Annotated in this window: 13 protein-coding genes; 8 read left to right on the top strand and 5 right to left on the bottom strand. The window is 63.5% G+C overall.

Features of this window, described 5'->3' with window-relative positions:
- Positions 1 to 2: 2 nt before the first annotated feature.
- The 4 genes from NKJ75_RS03670 to NKJ75_RS03655 all read right to left on the bottom strand — a co-directional run bounded on the left by NKJ75_RS03670 (position 3) and on the right by NKJ75_RS03655 (position 4,325).
- Positions 3 to 860 carry a carbohydrate ABC transporter permease gene (locus NKJ75_RS03670; protein ID WP_023734238.1) on the bottom strand — a complete coding sequence of 286 codons (858 nt, stop codon included), beginning with the start codon at positions 858 to 860 and terminating at the stop codon, positions 3 to 5.
- On the bottom strand, positions 860 to 1,777 hold the full coding sequence (locus tag NKJ75_RS03665) for a carbohydrate ABC transporter permease (RefSeq protein ID WP_352499216.1): 918 nt from the start codon (positions 1,775 to 1,777) through the stop codon (positions 860 to 862). Before NKJ75_RS03665 ends, NKJ75_RS03670 begins: the two co-directional genes overlap by 1 nt.
- A gap of 178 nt (positions 1,778 to 1,955) precedes the next feature.
- Complete coding sequence (locus tag NKJ75_RS03660) at positions 1,956 to 3,197, bottom strand: ABC transporter substrate-binding protein (protein WP_023752063.1); 1,242 nt, start codon at positions 3,195 to 3,197, stop codon at positions 1,956 to 1,958.
- Between the two features lie 69 nt (positions 3,198 to 3,266).
- Positions 3,267 to 4,325, bottom strand: coding sequence for a LacI family DNA-binding transcriptional regulator (locus NKJ75_RS03655; protein WP_352499215.1), 1,059 nt, complete (start codon positions 4,323 to 4,325; stop codon positions 3,267 to 3,269).
- A gap of 240 nt (positions 4,326 to 4,565) precedes the next feature.
- Here NKJ75_RS03655 and NKJ75_RS03650 point away from each other — a divergent pair, with 240 nt between their 5' ends.
- Both NKJ75_RS03650 and NKJ75_RS03645 read left to right on the top strand, forming a co-directional pair.
- Positions 4,566 to 8,804 (top strand): sacsin N-terminal ATP-binding-like domain-containing protein, encoded by a 4,239-nt coding sequence (locus NKJ75_RS03650; protein ID WP_352499214.1) that lies wholly within the window; start codon positions 4,566 to 4,568, stop codon positions 8,802 to 8,804.
- Between the two features lie 205 nt (positions 8,805 to 9,009).
- On the top strand, positions 9,010 to 10,218 hold the full coding sequence (locus NKJ75_RS03645) for a phospholipase D family protein (RefSeq protein WP_352499213.1): 1,209 nt from the start codon (positions 9,010 to 9,012) through the stop codon (positions 10,216 to 10,218).
- Positions 10,219 to 10,645: 427 nt separating this feature from the next.
- Here NKJ75_RS03645 and NKJ75_RS03640 read toward each other — a convergent pair whose 3' ends face one another.
- Positions 10,646 to 11,539 (bottom strand): LysR family transcriptional regulator, encoded by an 894-nt coding sequence (locus tag NKJ75_RS03640; RefSeq protein ID WP_352499212.1) that lies wholly within the window; start codon positions 11,537 to 11,539, stop codon positions 10,646 to 10,648.
- 148 nt (positions 11,540 to 11,687) lie between these two features.
- On the opposite strand from NKJ75_RS03640, the gene NKJ75_RS03635 reads away from it, so the two are divergent.
- The 6 genes from NKJ75_RS03635 to NKJ75_RS03610 are packed head-to-tail and all read left to right on the top strand — an operon-like array spanning position 11,688 to position 16,500.
- Positions 11,688 to 12,878, top strand: coding sequence for an MFS transporter (locus NKJ75_RS03635; protein ID WP_352499211.1), 1,191 nt, complete (start codon positions 11,688 to 11,690; stop codon positions 12,876 to 12,878).
- Positions 12,879 to 12,931: 53 nt separating this feature from the next.
- Positions 12,932 to 13,342, top strand: coding sequence for a cyclophilin-like fold protein (locus NKJ75_RS03630; RefSeq protein WP_352499266.1), 411 nt, complete (start codon positions 12,932 to 12,934; stop codon positions 13,340 to 13,342).
- 19 nt (positions 13,343 to 13,361) lie between these two features.
- The gene (locus tag NKJ75_RS03625; protein WP_352499210.1) at positions 13,362 to 13,757 is read left to right on the top strand and encodes a (R)-mandelonitrile lyase; all 396 of its coding nucleotides are present in this window, start codon (positions 13,362 to 13,364) and stop codon (positions 13,755 to 13,757) included.
- 25 nt (positions 13,758 to 13,782) lie between these two features.
- Entirely contained in the window at positions 13,783 to 14,799 is a 1,017-nt protein-coding gene (locus NKJ75_RS03620) for a zinc-dependent alcohol dehydrogenase family protein (protein ID WP_352499209.1), read from the top strand.
- Positions 14,800 to 14,854: 55 nt separating this feature from the next.
- Positions 14,855 to 15,289 carry a lipocalin-like domain-containing protein gene (locus NKJ75_RS03615; protein WP_023805027.1) on the top strand — a complete coding sequence of 145 codons (435 nt, stop codon included), beginning with the start codon at positions 14,855 to 14,857 and terminating at the stop codon, positions 15,287 to 15,289.
- A gap of 29 nt (positions 15,290 to 15,318) precedes the next feature.
- Positions 15,319 to 16,500 (top strand): arabinose transporter, encoded by a 1,182-nt coding sequence (locus tag NKJ75_RS03610; protein ID WP_352499208.1) that lies wholly within the window; start codon positions 15,319 to 15,321, stop codon positions 16,498 to 16,500.
- Positions 16,501 to 16,761 lie beyond the last annotated feature (261 nt).

Below are 16,761 nucleotides of genomic sequence, written 5' to 3'. Positions count from 1 at the left end.
GGTCATTTCACCGCGCCGGCCATCAGGCCGCGGATGTAGAAGCGCTGCAGCAACAGGAAGAGCACCAGGCACGGCACCATCATCACGGTGACGCCCGCCTGCACCGCGCCCCAGTCGATGGCGCCGAAGCGACCGGACTGAAGTGCGGTCATCATGATCGGCAGCGTGAATTTGGACTGGTCGGTCATCAGCACGAGTGCTGCCAGGAACTCGTTCCAGGCGCCGAGGAAGGCGAACAGCGCGATGGTGACGATGCCCGGCCAGACCAGCGGCAACATCACCTTCAACAGCATGGTGACGTTGTTGGCGCCGTCCATGCGCGCGGCTTCCTCGATCTCGCGCGGCACCGCGTCGAAGGCGTTGCGCATCATGAAGATCGAGAACGGCAGCTGCAGCGTGGTGTAGACCAGGACCAGCCCGGTCAGCGTGTTGTGCAGGCCGACCTTGGTCAGCACCAGGAAGATCGGCGTCAGGATCGACTGGAACGGGATCATGATCGTCGACAGGATGACGATGAACAGCGTGTCCTTCATGGGAAAGCGGAAGCGCGAAAAGCCGTAGCCGGCGAGCACGCTGACGATGACCGACAGGATCACCGTCATCGACGCGACATAGAGGCTGTTTTGCGCCGGCAGCCAGAGGCCGTCGCCAAAGGTGTTGAGCGTGCGGTAGTTCTCGACCGAAAACCCTGTCGTCGGCCATGGCGGCAGCGGCGGCTGGCGCGCCTCCTGCGCCGGCTTGAAGGTCGACAGCACGGCCCAGACGATCGGCGCGATGAACAGCGCGGACGCGATCATGCCGGTCGAATGCTCGGCGATCCTGAGCCAGAGGCGGCTGCTGCGGCTTCTTGCCTGCGCCATCAGTCGATGCCCTCCGGCTTGCGCAGTAGCCACAGCTGAACCAGGCTGAGCGCCACCAGTATGGCCAGCAGGATCATCGACAAAGCTGCGCCATAGCCGAGCTTGAACGAGACGAAAGACTGGTTGAAGATCCAGTAGACGGCGGTCAGCGTCTGGTTGCGCGGGCCGCCGCGCAGGATGATGTAGAACTGGTCGAAGGCGAGGATCGAACCGGCGATCGACAGGATCAGCGCCAGCGCCAGCGTGCGGCGCATCAGCGGCAGGGTGATGGCGCGAAAGCGCGCGAACGGCCCTGCCCCGTCGATCATCGCGGCTTCCTGCAGGTCGGTCGGGATCGACTGCAGGCCGGTCATCAGGATGATCATGGTGAAGCCCGCCACCTTCCAGACGACCATGGCGATGATCGACCAGAAGGCCGGCTGGAAGGTCGCCAGCAGGTTGAACTTTTTCGCCGTCAGGCCGAGGTCGTAGGCGGCAGGGCTGAACAGGCCGGAATCGACATTGAGCAGCCACGACCACAGCAGGCTGGCCGAGGCGAAGCCGACGACCGCCGGCATGAAGAAGGATGTCCGGTAAAAGCCGGTCAGCCGCCTGGGCTTTTCGATGAACAGCGCCAGCGGAAAGGCGACGGCGAAGATCACGATGGTGACGATCACGGTGTAGTAGGCGGTGAAGCTCAGCGCGTTCCAAAAACGGTTGTCGCGCAGGATCGCCCGGTAATTGTCGAAGCCGATGTAAAAATGCTCGCCCATCAGCGGCCAGTTGTGCAGCGACATCCAGGCGGTCATGCCGAGCGGAATGATGAAGAACACGACGACCAGCGCCACGGCCGGCGCGACATAGAGCAGGCCGATCCACTGCCGGCGGCCGGCGCCGACCAGTTTTCTGGCGCGTGGCGGGGTGGTGGTGGTGGTCATACGTGGGCTCCGGGTGCGGTGATCCCCCTCCCCCTCGAGGGGAGGGTCCGGCCGCAGGCCGGGGGTGGGGTCCTCCGCGCAGTGCGCCGACGAAAAAGAACGTCGAGCACTGCCGGAACGACCCCACCCGGACCTGCGGTCCGACCTCCCCTCGAGGGGGAGGTAGGGGCGGCGCCGCTTACTTTTGCGGCGCCTGGTCGATGATCGACTGCATGGTCTCTTGTGCATTGGCGATGGCGCCGTCGACGTCGTCGCCGAAGACGACCTCGTTGATCATCTGCGTCCACGGACCGTTGGCCGAGTTGATCAGGTCGTTGAACACCACGGAATAGGGCGTGCGGCCCTTGGCCATGGCTTCGGCGGCGATCTGGTAGCGCGGATCGAGATCCTTCAGCGCCTCCTTGGCGATGTCGCCGCGCACCGGCAGGCTGCCGTATTTGGCCAGGATGGTCTGGCCTTCGAGCGAATAGGCGAAGTCGAGAAACTCCTTCACCACGGCGAGCTTCTTGGTGCCCTTGGTGACGACAAAATTGTCGCCGCCGGCAAACGAAGACCAGCCGCTGTCCTTGCCCGGCAGGAAAGTGACGCCATAGTCGATATCCGGATACTGCGTGTTGAGCGCGCCGATGGCGAAGGCGCCGGACGGCGAAATGCCGATATTGCCGGTGGCGAAGGCGGCAAAGAAATTGGCGCCGGTGTCGGTCTGCGCGCCGGCCGGCACCAGATCCTTCTTGACCATCGAGCGGTAGAGGTCGATGGCGCCGCGCAGCTGCGGGCTGTCCAGCGTCGCCTTCGAGCCGTCCTCGGAGAGGATGTCGCCGCCCGAGGCCCACACCAGCGGCGTGAAGGTGAAGATATTGCAGCCGCCGCAATTGCCGGAGAAATAAAAGCCCTTGATGTCGCCGCCAAGCGCATTGACCTTCTCGGCATCGGCCTCGATCTCGGCCCAGTTGGCCGGCCCCTTGTCGGGATCGAGACCCGCCTGCTTGAACAATTTCTTGTTCCAGATCAGCACCGAGGCATCGGCCGAGAACGGCAGCCCGTAAATGTGGTCCTTGTAGGTGCCGGTCTTGACATGCGCCGGCGACAGGCTGGCGAAATAAGGCAGCGATTTCGCCCAATCGGTGATGTCCTCGAGCTGGCCGGCGGCGGCAAAGGACGGCGTGTAGATCAAGTCGAGCGACAGCGCGTCGGGCGCCGTGCCGCCGGCGGCGGCGGCGCCATATTTCGGGATGATCTCGGCATTGGGAATGATGTCGAGCTTAACCTGGTTCTCATGGCCCTTGTTGAAGGCATCGACGATGCGCGGCATGAAGTTCGAGCCGTCGGCGCGAACCCAGATGTTGGCGGTGTCGGCGGCCATTGCAGGCAAGGCAATGATGCTCGCGGCGAGCGCGAACCCGGTAATCACGGTCTTCATGGTTTTCCTCCTCATGGTTCTGTTCTCCTCCCTGTTGCGGCGCGCTCTTGGATCGCGCCGCGCGTTCTCCTAGCCGTCCGGCGGACGGCCGCATGACTGACGCACCACCAGCCGGCACGGCAGTTTTCGAATGCCCGGCGCGGCGGGTTGGCCGCCGACGAGCGAAAGCAGAGTGAGGCCGGCCTCGCGGCCGAGCGCTGCCAGGTTCATGTCGACCGAGGTCAGCGGCGGGCGGGTTGCCTCGGCCACGATCTCCCAATTGTCGAAGCCGATGACGCCGACATCGCCAGGCACGCCTAAGCCGCGCTCGCGCAGCGCATCGATGACGCCGCGCGCGATCTGGTCGTTGCCGCAGAACACGGCGTCGGGTTTCTCCCCCTTCTTGTTGAAGAGCGTTGGGCCGTCGAACAGCTTTCCGACGGCTTCATGCCCCCAGGCTTCCGACCACGAGCCGAGCAAGGGCTCGGTGACCGGCAGGCCGTGCGCGGCCAGCACATCGCGAAAAGCCTGTGCCCGCTCATTCACCACGGCAAAACTTTCGGGACCGCTGACATGGGCGATGCGCCGCCGCCCGAGCCGGCAAAAATGCTCGACCGCCAGCCGCGCGCCGCCGGCATCGTCGGAGACGAAGGCGATGGCATCGGGATCGGGCTGGCTGAAGGCGTAGATGACGGGCACGCCGAGATTGGCGAGGTCGACCGGCAAATGGCGGTCGATGCGCTTGCCGCTGGCGATGATGCCATCGATGCGCTTGTCCAGCATCGCCTCGACATGCAGCTGCGCCAGCCGCGGATCGTCCTCGACATTGCACAGGAACACCGAGACGCCGGCATCGACCAGCGCATCCGAAATGCCCGACATGACCGGCAGCGAAAAGCGGCCGTAGGTATCGTTGGTCAACAGGCCGACGGTAAAAGAGCGCCGCCGAAGCAGGCTCTGCGCCAGGCTGTTGGGGCGAAAGCCGAGCCGCTGCGCCGTCTCGCGAATGCGCTGGCGCGTCTCGGCAGTCATCCGCCCCTGTCCGTTCAGCGCCTTGGAGGCCGTGGCCACACTGACACCAGCCATCGCCGCGACTTCACGCAGGGTGACTGGTTGTTTGGCGGGTGCTGGCGAGACGTCGGAGGGCATATTTCGGGTGTCGGTCCTCGGTTTGGGAAAAGGTTTTCTCTTACTGGTCTGTAGAGTGGCGATATAGATGGGCGGCGGATGCTGCGGGATTTGGGAAAACGTTTTCTCAGAGAGAGACTAGGATGAGAATCTGAGTATGGCAAGAGGGATGGTGGGGTACGGACAACTGACCCGAATATTTCCGAGTGACCAGCTCACGGTCGCTTGCAAGTTCCCACCCGGCTCATCAGTATCCGGAGTATGACAATACAACCGATCCACACGCCAGATTCGTTCAACGAGGAGTCTAGCCCGGAGGATTCTAATGCCTGGGATACGTGGATAGCCGCGTGCTTGTCGGAGACCATGCAGGGCTATCGGGCTAAACCGGAATGGCTCAAGCGCGATGCCAATGGAGAGCGTTCGATCGCGCGCGATTATGCGAAGCGCGAGTTGCTCGAACTCGTCCAGAATGCCGCTGACGCGGCCGCCGAGCAAGGGGGCCATGGGCGTATCCGGATCGAGATCGCTCGGGAGGGCCTGTTCGTCGCTAATACGGGCATGCCTTTCCGTGCAGGCGGGGTTCGGTCGCTGATGACCGCGCACACGAGCGACAAGCCCGAGCGGCAGGCGACACTGATTGGCGCGAAGGGCCTCGGGTTCCGCGCCCTTCTTAACTGGTCGTCAGAGCCATTTGTCACCAGTGGCGCGCTCGAAATAGGCTTCTCTCGTAGCCATGCCGCTGGCCAAGTCGAGGCGCTCTCGCGGTCGGACGCACGCATCGCCGCTCTTGTGGCGCGCAGTAGCAAGCCGCTCGTTCCTATCCTTGCCTTTCCGGTGGCGGGGCCGGCGCTCGCGGCGATCGATGATCCGAAGCTCTCGCGGCTGATGGAACGTGCACGTGCGCTCCGCGCTGACGGCTATGACACGGTGGTCGCCGCACCGTTCGAAGATGAGAAGGCGCGCCAGCGCGCCCTCGACCAACTAGCCGAATTTCACCCGGACTTCCTACTGTTCGTCGAGGCGCTCGAGCAGATCGTAGTGTATGTCGATGATGACAGCCCACGGCGCTGGACTAAGTATCTCGACGCGTCCGGCCGGTACGTGCTCGAACTCGCCGAAGGCGATACAATCACGATTCAAGAATGGACCTGCGGCCGAAAGCGTGGGGCATTACCAGACCCGGAGTATCCCGGCAGCTTACGCGCGTATGAGCTCGCCATCGCGGTCCGCCACGACGCACCGAACGCGGCTGGGCGGCTGCACTGCTATTTTCCAAGCGAGGTCGCAGTCCCCTTCCCGGCGCTCTTCCATGCGACGCTCGAACTGGATTCCAGCCGCAAAACGCTCAACACAGACTCCGAGCTCAATGCAGGCGTCCTTTCGGCGCTCGCAGACTTTTTTGCCGATTTCCTGTTAGCGCTGCGGGATGATCCCGAAGCACCTGACCCCCTTTCACTTTTGGCTCGCCAGGCTGCCTTCCCAGACGCGCTGCAGGTGTTCGAAGCGCTAGTTTACAAGGCGGCCAGGGCGCGTCCTCTGGTCCCGACCAACGGTGGGGGTTATGCGAGTGCCGATGAAACCAAGGTCGAGCCCGCCGCCTTTGCCGGATATCTTCCGGCGCGCCTCTTCCCAAAGCTTGCCCTCGGTCGGACTGAGGCCGACCGTGCTGTTATCACAAGGCTGCAGGTCGGCGTGCTGAAGGACGCCGAGATCGTCCAGGTTCTCCGACAGGCGCCGATGACTCTCGACGAGCGGGCGACGGCGATCGTCGGCATTGCCAAAACACTGCCCGCCGATTTGCATGATCGAACGCTCCTGCTTGACACTGAGGAGCGTCCGCTTACCCGCAACAATACGTCCTTCCCTCCACCTACCAGCGGTCGTCCGCCCGCGCTCCCCCGTTGGGCAAGGGCAAGATTCCTGCATCCCGAGCTCTGGCAGAAGGTCAGCACAGGGCTCGGCGGAGCCATGCGAGATCGGTTCGACAAGCTAAGCACCTTTGGCATTAATGAATTCAGCGCCACCGGAGTCATCACATCGCTACGCCGCCAAGCCAGCGAAGTGCTCAGGCGAGCCAAGGTCGATCCCGTCCGGGTACGCCGCGAATTGCTGCAAGCCCTATTCGGCCTGCGGCAGACCGTAGCGCGAGACTCCTATTACCCTACAGGCCTAACGGAAGTGCCCTGCGCCAACGGCGCCTGGCAAGACGCCTCCAAGACCCATCTCTCGGCGGCCTATGGCGACACCGGTATTATCCTCTCGGCGCTCTATGCCTCGGACTCTGGTCGATTACTCGCCGCCCCTGAGACGCTTGGCATAATCGCGAGGACCGACGAGCTCGCTGCTTTCTTCCGTTGGATCGGCGTCCATTCCTGGCCCATGGCGGTTTCACAGCCCGTGCCGATAGCGTACAGGCCATTAGTCATTGACGCGCTGCCGGCGCAGTTTGAGGTATCGCAGGACAATACCAAGCGCAACATCGAGCGAGCGGAACTGAGCTGGGCCTGGACCTGCACCGCGGAGACTGACTGGATCGCGGGCCTCGACAGTATTCTTGATACCGCGCCCAGCGTGGCGATCTTGGCATGGCTGGCCCAGGACGAGCGGTTCGATGTCATCCGCGCCAAGCCGTTCCTGACGCGCTTTAGGGCAAAGTCGGGCCGAGCCGAATACAAGCCATACCACGGCCCACTGCCCGATCTGGTACGGCACGCCCTCGCTACGCGGCCTTGGCTTGCTGTAGCCGGCGGCGAGAGAGTCGCACCACGCGATGCGATGATTTCGCCTGGCCCGCTCGCCGCGCTGTTCAAGACACCTCTGCGCCCGACACCTGCGGAAGAATCGCAGTTTGGTGTGTCACGGGCCGTCTGGCAGCGTGGCCTTGCCCATGCCCAGGTTCCAGATAGGCTGTCTGACCTTAACGAAGCCCAGATCTACCGATTGCTTGAGGGACTGGAGCAGCGCGATCCCGGCCCGGAGGTAGTCCGACGACTATATGGCCAGGTGCTGCAGATCGAGGACTTCGATCCCGCCCGAGCAATCGATGCCGCCTCGCGATTCCGGACTAGCGGCAAAGTTCAGATTCGCAAGAACGGTATGATCGGCTGGACGCCAGCCGAGGCCGCGCTCTATCTCGACCGAGACAATTTCCCTGCGGCAGCGCGCGAACATCTCGCCATGCTCGACCTGCCAGCGCGCCGCAGCGCAATCGAGATCGAAGCGCGCTTCGGCGTCGCTCCGCTGAGCAAGCAGAGTTTCAGCCTGATGGTCACTCGGCTGGTGGAGGATGAGGGGATGGACGCCGCGCATCTCCGGAGCCGCTTTCAGGACAGCCTTCCGTTCATCAAAGCGTTTCGCCTCGCCAACTCGTTCGAGACCGCACGCCTGCGGCGACTTGAGACGCTTGAGCTCAAGATCGTGCTCGAGGCGGATGTTGCTTTCAGCCTAGGGCCCAACCTATTTGACGGGCATCTCGAACCCGGCAAATATCTGCTCGACGGCGACGCACTGCTGATCTGCATCGATCCGAGCGAGGGGAGCGAAGAGACCGAGCTGCGCGCGATGACCGCGATGAGCGACGGATTGGCGGAACTCTTCGAACTGCAAAGCGGAGACGACTTCGAGAAGCTGCTGCTGGCTGGCAGCAATGCACTGCGGATGCTCCAGCTCCGGCGACTGCTCGATAATCAGACGCCAGACGAGATCGAGAAGCTAATCGCCGCCATCGAGACGGAGATCGCCATTCCGGAAGAGCCCTATGGAATTGATGCCGCGACGCTAGCACTGGCAATCGCTCCTAGTCCTGCAAGCGCGGTACCGCCACCTGCCGCCAGCGTGCTGACGGGGCCGGGCGTGGCGCCGATAATCCAGCCGATCCGAGCACCGACACCGCCGCTTGCACCACCGATACCGCCGCCGGCATTTCCGGTCATGCTGCCAAAGGCTTCTGCGGTCGTTTCAACGCGGCTTGAGTCTGACACCACCGGTGGCCATGGGGGGGGCGGTGGTTGGACCGTGGCTGTTCGAGTGGGCGGAATACCGAGTGCACCGCAGCGTCGTGCGGATGTTCAGGCACCTAACGATGCCGAGGAGTGGGCAATGCTGTTCGAGGAAAGTGAAGGTCGTTTTCCGCTGCGGGTATCGCGCCTTCAGGGCTACGCCGCCTATGGCTGTGATTGCCTGAGCTTCACCACGCAAGAGCATCGCCAAGCGTTCATCGACGATCCCAGGCAGCATGCGGGCCGGATAGTTCGGTTCATCGAAGTCAAGTCCGGGACGGTCCGTCTGACGCTAAATGAGCTGGCCTCGGCCCGGCGCAATCGCAGCCGCTACTACATCTACCAGATCGCGTTCGACGCCCAGGGACGCGCTTCGGCATACCTCACGATCGTTGTCGACCCGGTACGGTATAGGGCTGCGCTATCCCGCGAATGCGAGGTGCGGATCGACCAGATACCCGACCGCGACCGCATCAAACTCAACGCAATCGCCAACTGAAGCCTGACGGAGATACGCTCGCCCTCCTGGCGAAGCATCTCGATGCCGCGACCGGTCGACTGTAAACGTGTTGCTGTCGATCGGGCCACTCGCAATCGGCTCACGGCCCAACAGGGATATAGCTTGACCTCTCTGTACTATCCTTAGCCTTATGCTTCCGCGACCGGCCAGATTCTGGCGTCGGCCGACAGATAAAGGGGGAGACGTGGAGGTATCGTTTCTAGACAGCGCGGCGGCCAGCCGGGCCATATCGCGACTGATCTCTAGCTATGACGAACTACACTGGTCTGTCGCGTGGGGTTCGTACACTCCGCTGGCCGAGCAACTGATCAAGAACGCCGGCAAATTCCGCAATGTCACTTTTGGGATCGCTTTCAGTCAGACAGATCCTGACCTCGTTGACGGCCTCATAGGCCTCGACAACTGCTATGTCGCAACCAAATTCGCCGATGGAACCTATCATCCTAAGGTCTATTGTTTTCGTTCAGACGAACGTGTCGCCGCGATCGTTGGAAGCGCAAACTTTACCCGCGGCGGGATGGGGAAAAACCTCGAGGCGGTCGTGGAACTTACCGGATCGATCCACGACCCCGCACTCATGAACCTACTCAAATTCACCAATCGTAGCGCAACGTACGGCGAACCTGTGACACAGCGGCTGGCGGAAACGTATAGATTGAGCTGCAAGCGAGTAGCCCGCTTGCCCAAGGCGCCGCGCGACCCGCTCTCTAGCACGACCAGGCTCTCGTCTAACGGCGTCTCCTCTCGCTTGATCGCGATGGGCTGGAACCACTATTCTCAAGCAATTTACACGGCACAATACCACAACGTCGATCATAGCCTGGAGCTCCTAAGGATCGCCCAGACATGGCTTGCGTCTGTCCGGTCATTCAAGAACCTCGGGTTGGAGCAACGCAAGGCGCTCGCTGGCGTCATCGGCAAGAATCAAAAGACCAGTCCGGAACTGGATCGCGACTGGGGCTGGTTCGGATCAATGAGCGGGATGGGCGACTTCGCGAACCGGATCAAAGAAAACGACGCCTACCTCGCCCGAGCCGTCGATAGCATCCCGCAGAAAGGCGAGGTGACGAAAGATCACTTCGATCGGTTCGCAACACTGTTCGTGCAGGCGTTCAGGAGCTCCCATCGGGTCGGCGGGGTGCCGACGGCGTCCAGGCTGCTGGCAATGAAGCGGCCTGACGTCTTCCTCTGCATATCCGAGCCAAATCTAGAACTGGCTGCCAAGGAAATGGGGTTTTCGAAGTCGACGCTTCGTCTGGAAAACTATTGGGACCGCGTCGTCGAGGTGATCCGCTCGGCCGACTGGTATAATGTGGACAAGCCGGACGGTGCAGACGGCGAGCTCTGGGAAGGGCGAGCCGCAATGCTCGATGCTATGCTGTACCGACCTTGACCTCCGGGGGCCTTACCAATGACGCCGCTCGCCCCAGAGCTTCCACGCGCCCTTCCCGTCCATTCACGGCATGGCCGCATCGCCGCTGAAAACGTAGGTCAGCGCCATCGGCGCGAAAGCGTCGGTCCTTCATCAACAATCGGCAACGCCGATCAGCCAGACTGGCCTGGCCTCCATCGATACACCGGCAAGGATCCCTCGCGGCCCGGCGCTGGGCTGACGGCCGCGGCACGCCCGTTTTCGAATCCACCCCGTGATGGACACTGCTGCGATCTAAACAGACCGGTAGTTTTCAGGAACATGCCAAGGCCACCTGGACGATAGCAACCAGGCGCAAAGCAGCCTTCCGCAGCGTAGAAGTCAAAGAGGCCTGGGGGTAGAACCTGCCATTTGCCAATGTCAGCTTCAATCCAAACAGTCCCTGCGGTCAGATGCGATGGCGGAGCGCGTCGATGATCACCGCCATCGCAGGGGAGAGCTGTCGCCTGCTCGGATAGTACAGGTGATAGCCGGCAAATGGCGGGCTCCAGTCGTCAAGCACGAGCCTGAGGCGTCCCTCGGCGATGTGGTGGCTGACGAGGTTTTCCGGGACGTAGGCGACCCCGAAACCGCTTGTCGCAGCCTCGATCATGGGAATGGACGAATTGAAGGTGAGTTGGCCTTCCACCCGCACACGTAGGTCGCGGCCATCCCTGGCGAATTCCCAGGCATACAATCCGCCGAACGTCGCCTGCCGCATATTGATGCAGTCATGATCGACCAGGTCCTGGGGCGCGGTCGGAACCGGATGGCGGGAAAAGTAGTCCGGCGAAGCCACGGCCACGAGCCTCCAATCCGGCCCGATGCGCACTGCGATCATATCCCGGTCGATGCTCTCACCAAGCCGCACGCCTGCATCGAAGCGCTCCTCCACGATGTTCTTCATGCCGTTGTCGCTGTAGAGCTCGACGCGCACGTCTGGATTGTCGTTGAGCAAGGGCTGGAGCTTCGGCCAGACGGTCGTCTGGAGCGCATGGTCGGACAAGGTGATGCGGACCGTTCCGGAGGGCTTGTCGCGAAACGCCACCAGGCTTGCGAGGTCGGATTCGATTTCCTCGAAGCGGGGAACGAGAGATTGGAAAAGTCGCTCGCCGGCCTCGGTCGGAGAGACGCTCCGCGTCGTACGCGTCAGCAGGCGGACGCCAAGACGAGCTTCAAGCTCCTTGATTGTCGAACTCAGGGTCGACTGCGAGGTGCCGAGCTTGGCCGCCGCCCTGGTGAAACTGCGCTCCCGGGCGACCGCCACGAACCAGAGCAGATCCTTCATGCCATCGCGCTGCATAGGGCACCTCCCGTCGGACATTCATATCATGAGCAGATAAGTCCATGCGGATTGCTTAGTCTACTTAAATGGGTTCCCCTGCAATATCTTCTGGCAGCGACGGGAATTTGCGGCCGATCCGTCCGGTCGCTTTGCCAGGATGCCAATCATGGAAACCACGTACGACACAAGGCTGGTCGAAAACCGCGCCGCATGGGGCGCGGTGTTGTCGATGGCGCTGTGTGTTTTCGTGCTCATCGCGTCGGAATTCATGCCGGTCAGCCTGCTGTCGCCGCTAGCGGCCGATCTCGGCATCACCGAGGGCCGGGCGGGACAGGCGATCTCGATTTCGGGCGCTTTCGCCGTCGTGACCAGCCTGCTGGTCGCCGGCCTCACGCGCCACATCGACCGCCGACTGGTCGTGACCGGCTTCACCCTCCTCCTCATCGTGTCCGGTCTGGCTGTCACCTTCGCGCCGAACTACGCGTTGCTCATGGTCGGCCGGGCGCTGCTCGGCATCGCGATCGGCGGGTTCTGGTCGATGTCGACCGCGATCGTCATGCGCCTCGTGCCGCAAGACATGGTTCCGAAGGGTCTCGCCATGCTGAACGCCGGCAATGCCATTGCGGCCACCATCGCCGCGCCGCTGGGCAGTTTTCTCGGCGCCTATGTCGGCTGGCGCGGCGCTTTCTTCCTCGTCGTGCCGTTTGGCCTCCTGGCACTGGCCTGGCAATGGACAAGCCTGCCGGCGCTGCCGCCGCGCCGGCGGAAGCGTGCCGGCAATCCGCTGACGCTGCTCGGCCGTCTTCCTGTCGCCACCGGCATGGCTTCGATCATGATGCTGTTCATGGGCCAGTTCGCGCTCTTCACCTATCTGCGGCCCTTCCTCGAGAACGTCACGCGGCTCGACATCGCCGCCCTCTCGGCGGTCCTGCTGGCGATGGGGCTGGCCGGGGTGCTCGGCACATGGTGCGTCGGCCGGCTTTTGCGCACGCGTCTGTTCAGCATCCTCACCGTCATCCCGCTGGTCATGGCTGCGCTGGCCGCCGCGCTCATCGCCTTCGGTGCACTCCCAGGTCCCACAGCGCTGCTGCTCGTTGCCTGGGGCTTCTTCGGCATGGCCGCGCCGGTCGGTTGGGGCACGTGGCTCAGCCGAACATTGCCGAACGACGCGGAGGCCGGCGGCGGGTTGCAGGTAGCCGTCATCCAGCTCGCCATCACCGGCGGCGCCGCGATCGGCGGCACGCTGTTCGATACGGTCGGCTGGTGGGGACCGTTCACTCTGGGCGCGGTGCTGCTCTGCGGATCGGCGCTCGCCGCCCTTGCCGCAGCGCATATGGCCCGGAGGTCTTTGCCGTGACGATCGAACATGCGCCGCTCAGCCGCCGGACATTGCTCGGCGTGGCGCTCGCGATGACCCTGCCTCGCACAGCCGCCAGCCAGGAAGACCAATCTCCCGTCAGCCAGGAGCCCACCGACATGAAGATCAGGATGGTTTTCAACGGCCGCACCATGACCGCCACGCTCTACGACAATCCCTCGGCGCGCGACTTCTTCTCCATGCTGCCGCTCGACCTCGAGATCGAGGACTACGCCCATAACGAGAAGATCGCCTATCTGCCGCGCAAGCTGACCGAGGAGGGAAGCGGTCCGTTCGCCGACGAGCAGCCCTACGACCTGTGCTATTTCATGCCCTGGGGCAACCTGGCCATGTTCTACGCCGACTACCGCCATCCCGGGCTGATCAGGCTTGGCCGCTTCGACGAGGGCGAGCAGGCCCTGCACATTCGCGGCAAATCCCCGCTTCGCATCGAACGCATTTGAGGACGCAAAGGAGATCACCATGGACATTCTTCGCGCCGGCACCAGGCCTTCCGGCAAGGGACCGCCTGACTGGTTCACCGGAACGGTGCGGATCGATCCGCTCTTCAATCCCTACGACGCCGAGCGGGTTCAAGGCGCACAGGTGACCTTCGAGCCCGGCGCCCGCACCGCCTGGCACACGCATCCGCTCGGCCAGACGCTGATCGTCGTCTCCGGCCTCGGCCGAGTTCAGCGCGAAGGTGGCCCGGTCGAGGAAATCCGTCCGGGCGACGTCGTCTGGTTCGCGCCCGGCGAAAAGCACTGGCACGGCGCGTCGCCTCGGACCGCCATGACCCACATTGCCCTCCAGGAGGTCAAGGACGGCAAGGTCGTGGACTGGCTGGAACATGTCAGCGACGCCGACTACGGCGCCTGATCTTCTCCTCTCGAAAGGAACCAACATGCTTGCAACCGTTCTTCACAAACCGGGCGACATACGCTGCGAGGAAATCGCCGATCCGAAAATCATGCGGCCGACGGACGCCATCATCAAGCTGTCGGCAAGCTGCATCTGCGGCTCGGACCTGTGGCCCTATCGCGGGCTGCAGCCGGTCGCCGGGCCTATGCATATGGGCCACGAATATTGCGGCATCGTCGTCGAGGTCGGCACAGAGGTGCGCACGGTCCGCCCCGGCCAGTTCGTCGTCGGCTCGTTCTGCCTCTCGGACAACACCTGCCCGCATTGCCGCTTCGGCTTCCAGTCGTCTTGCGTGCAGCGCGAGTTCATGTCGGGCGCGCAGGCGCCTTACGCCCGCGTACCGCTGGCCGATGGCACACTGGTCGCCACCGCCGAGGTACCGCCGGCCGACCTCATCCCTGACCTGCTGGCTGTGTCCGATGTGCTCGGCACCGGCTGGTATGCGGCCGACGCAGCCGAGGTCCGCGAAGGATCGACGGTGGTGGTGGTCGGCGACGGTGCGGTCGGCCTGATGGGCGTGCTTGCGGCCAAGGAGATGGGCGCCGAGCGCATCATCGCCATGAGCCGGCACGCCAGCCGCCAAAAACTCGCCCGCGAGTTCGGCGCCACCGACATCGTCGCTGAGCGCGGCGAGGAAGGCGTGGCCCGCATCAAGGAACTCACCAAGGGCGTCGGCGCGGACTCCGTGCTGGAATGCGTCGGCACGGGAGAATCCTTCGACCAGGCGCTGGCCTGCTCCCGCCCCGGCGGCACCATCGGCTATGTCGGCGTGCCGCATGGCGTGAACTTCGACGGCCAAAAACTATTCTTCGGCCAGAAACGAATGCTGGGCGGCCCGGCGCCGGTGCGCCGTTTCCTGCCCGACCTGATGGACCGTGTGCTGCAAGGTCGGATCAAGCCCGGCAAGGTCTTCGACCTCAAGCTGCCGCTGGCCGAGGTCGCTGAAGGCTACCGCGCCATGGACGAGCGTCGCGCCATCAAGGTCATGCTTTCGGTGTGAGCAAAGATCGGGCGGACGGCCTGTGCGCACCCACAACTCAGAAAAGGGACAACATATGACGATGAGATTGAAGATTGCCGCCCTTGCGCTTGCGCTTTCGGTCGCCACGCCAGCTTTCTCGCAAGAGCCTCCGATCATCGGCGCATGGCGCATGACGTCGCTGGAGGCCGGCGCCGAGGGAAACCTGAAGCCCGTGCCCTATTCCGGCCAGGTCATCTTCACCGAGGCCGGCACCCTCTCGGTGCAGGCGCAGAACCCCGACCCCAAGGCGCCGGACACGCCTTACACGGCGAATGGCTACGAAGCCTATTACGGGCCGGTCGCCATCAACGACCAGGACAAGACTTTCGTCATCACGATCGAGTCCTCCCTGGTCCGCAACCTTGTCGGGAAGAGCATGAAACGCAAATTCGAGGTCTCGGACAACAAACTGGTCCTCACGCCGGACAACCCGGCCGAAGGCTGGCGCGTAACCTACGAACGCTACTGATCCGAACAGTTGAGTTACCGATGGCCAAAATGGCGCGGATGTCAGACCGAAATGGCGTCATCGCGGAACTGGTGCCAATCATGGCGGCTGTCTTCGCCGGCTTCCTGCTGATCGGACTGGCGCTACCCGTCCTGCCGCTGCATCTTCACCAGCAGCTCGGCTTCGGCCCCTTCGCAGTCGGGCTGGTGACGGGCAGCCAGTTCGTCGCCTCGATGCTGTCGCGCATCGGGGCTGGAAACTATGCCGATGGACGCGGCGGCAAGCGCGCCGTCGTCGTCGGCCTCATTGCCGCTGCCCTTGCCGGGTTATTTTACCTCGGCTCGCTGGCATTGCTCGACCGGCCGGTAGCGTCCGCATCGGCGCTGTTCGCCGGACGGGCGGTGCTGGGCGCGTCCGAGAGCTTCATCATAACCGGCGGCGTCGCCTGGGGCCTCTCCGTTGCGGGCGGACAGAACTCCGGAAAAGTCATAGCCTGGGTGGGCACGGCGATGTTTGCGGCGCTCGCGCTGGGGGCGCCGGTCGGATCTGCGCTTTATGTAGCGAGCGGTTTCACCGCGATCGCGCTCGCGACGATCCTCCTGCCGCTGGCGACGCTGCTTGCCATCCTGCCGATGCGCGGCACCGGCGCCGCCGCGGGCAGCGTGCCGCAGTCATGGAGGAGCGTGGCGAAAGCGGTCTGGCTTCCTGGCGTCGGAGCTGCTTTCAGCAGCCTCGGCTATGGTGCTATTCTGGGCTTCGGCGCCCTGCTCTTCGCCGAGCGGGGCTGGCAGCCGGTATGGCTTCCGTTCACGGCCTATGCCGCGTCGCTGATCGTGGCAAGGCTGTGCTTCGGCCACCTGCCCGACAGGCTTGGGGGCGCACGCGTCGCTGTGATCTTCGTTGTGGTCGAGGCGGCAGGGCTGATGCTGATCTGGCTTGCGACCGGGCCTGTTGTCGCCGCGATCGGAGCGGGCCTGACTGGCCTCGGCTACTCGCTGGTCTATCCCGGCCTCGGCGCCGAGGCCGTAAGCCGTCTTCCGTCGCGCAGCCGCGGCCTGGCCATGGGACTCTACACCGTCTTCCTCGACGTGGCGCTCGGCTTCGGCAGTCCGGCGCTCGGCCTGGTCGCTGCGTCGACCGGGCTGCAATTCGTCTTCTTCGCCGTCGCGGCGGCGACGCTTCCGGCGTTGGGCATCGCTCTGCTGCTGGGTCGCCGTAGCGCTCCATTATAGACAGCTCGCCGGCGCCGTCCGCATGAGGTTCGCTCATAGTCTCTTTCCGGGTCGCCACTGAGGCTGAACCCCTGCCCCGCAAGGGTCAACGAGGCCCGGCAAATCCCCGCCCAGACACACTCCAGAAACAAAATTCAACAGTTCGGAAAAACCGGCGAAAAGATCGGGTGGCATAAGCTTCCCGGATTCCGGGTTCTTCCTTTTTGGAAGCCCTCCACCAACAAAATCGCAGCGGCGGCGCAGTGCCTCCTCCAGCGGCGG

This window comes from Mesorhizobium sp. M0058 (assembly GCF_040323095.1).
In the GTDB taxonomy this organism is placed as follows: domain Bacteria; phylum Pseudomonadota; class Alphaproteobacteria; order Rhizobiales; family Rhizobiaceae; genus Mesorhizobium.
The sequence above is the reverse complement of the archived record's forward strand: the minus strand, read 5'-3'. Positions and strand labels throughout refer to the sequence as shown.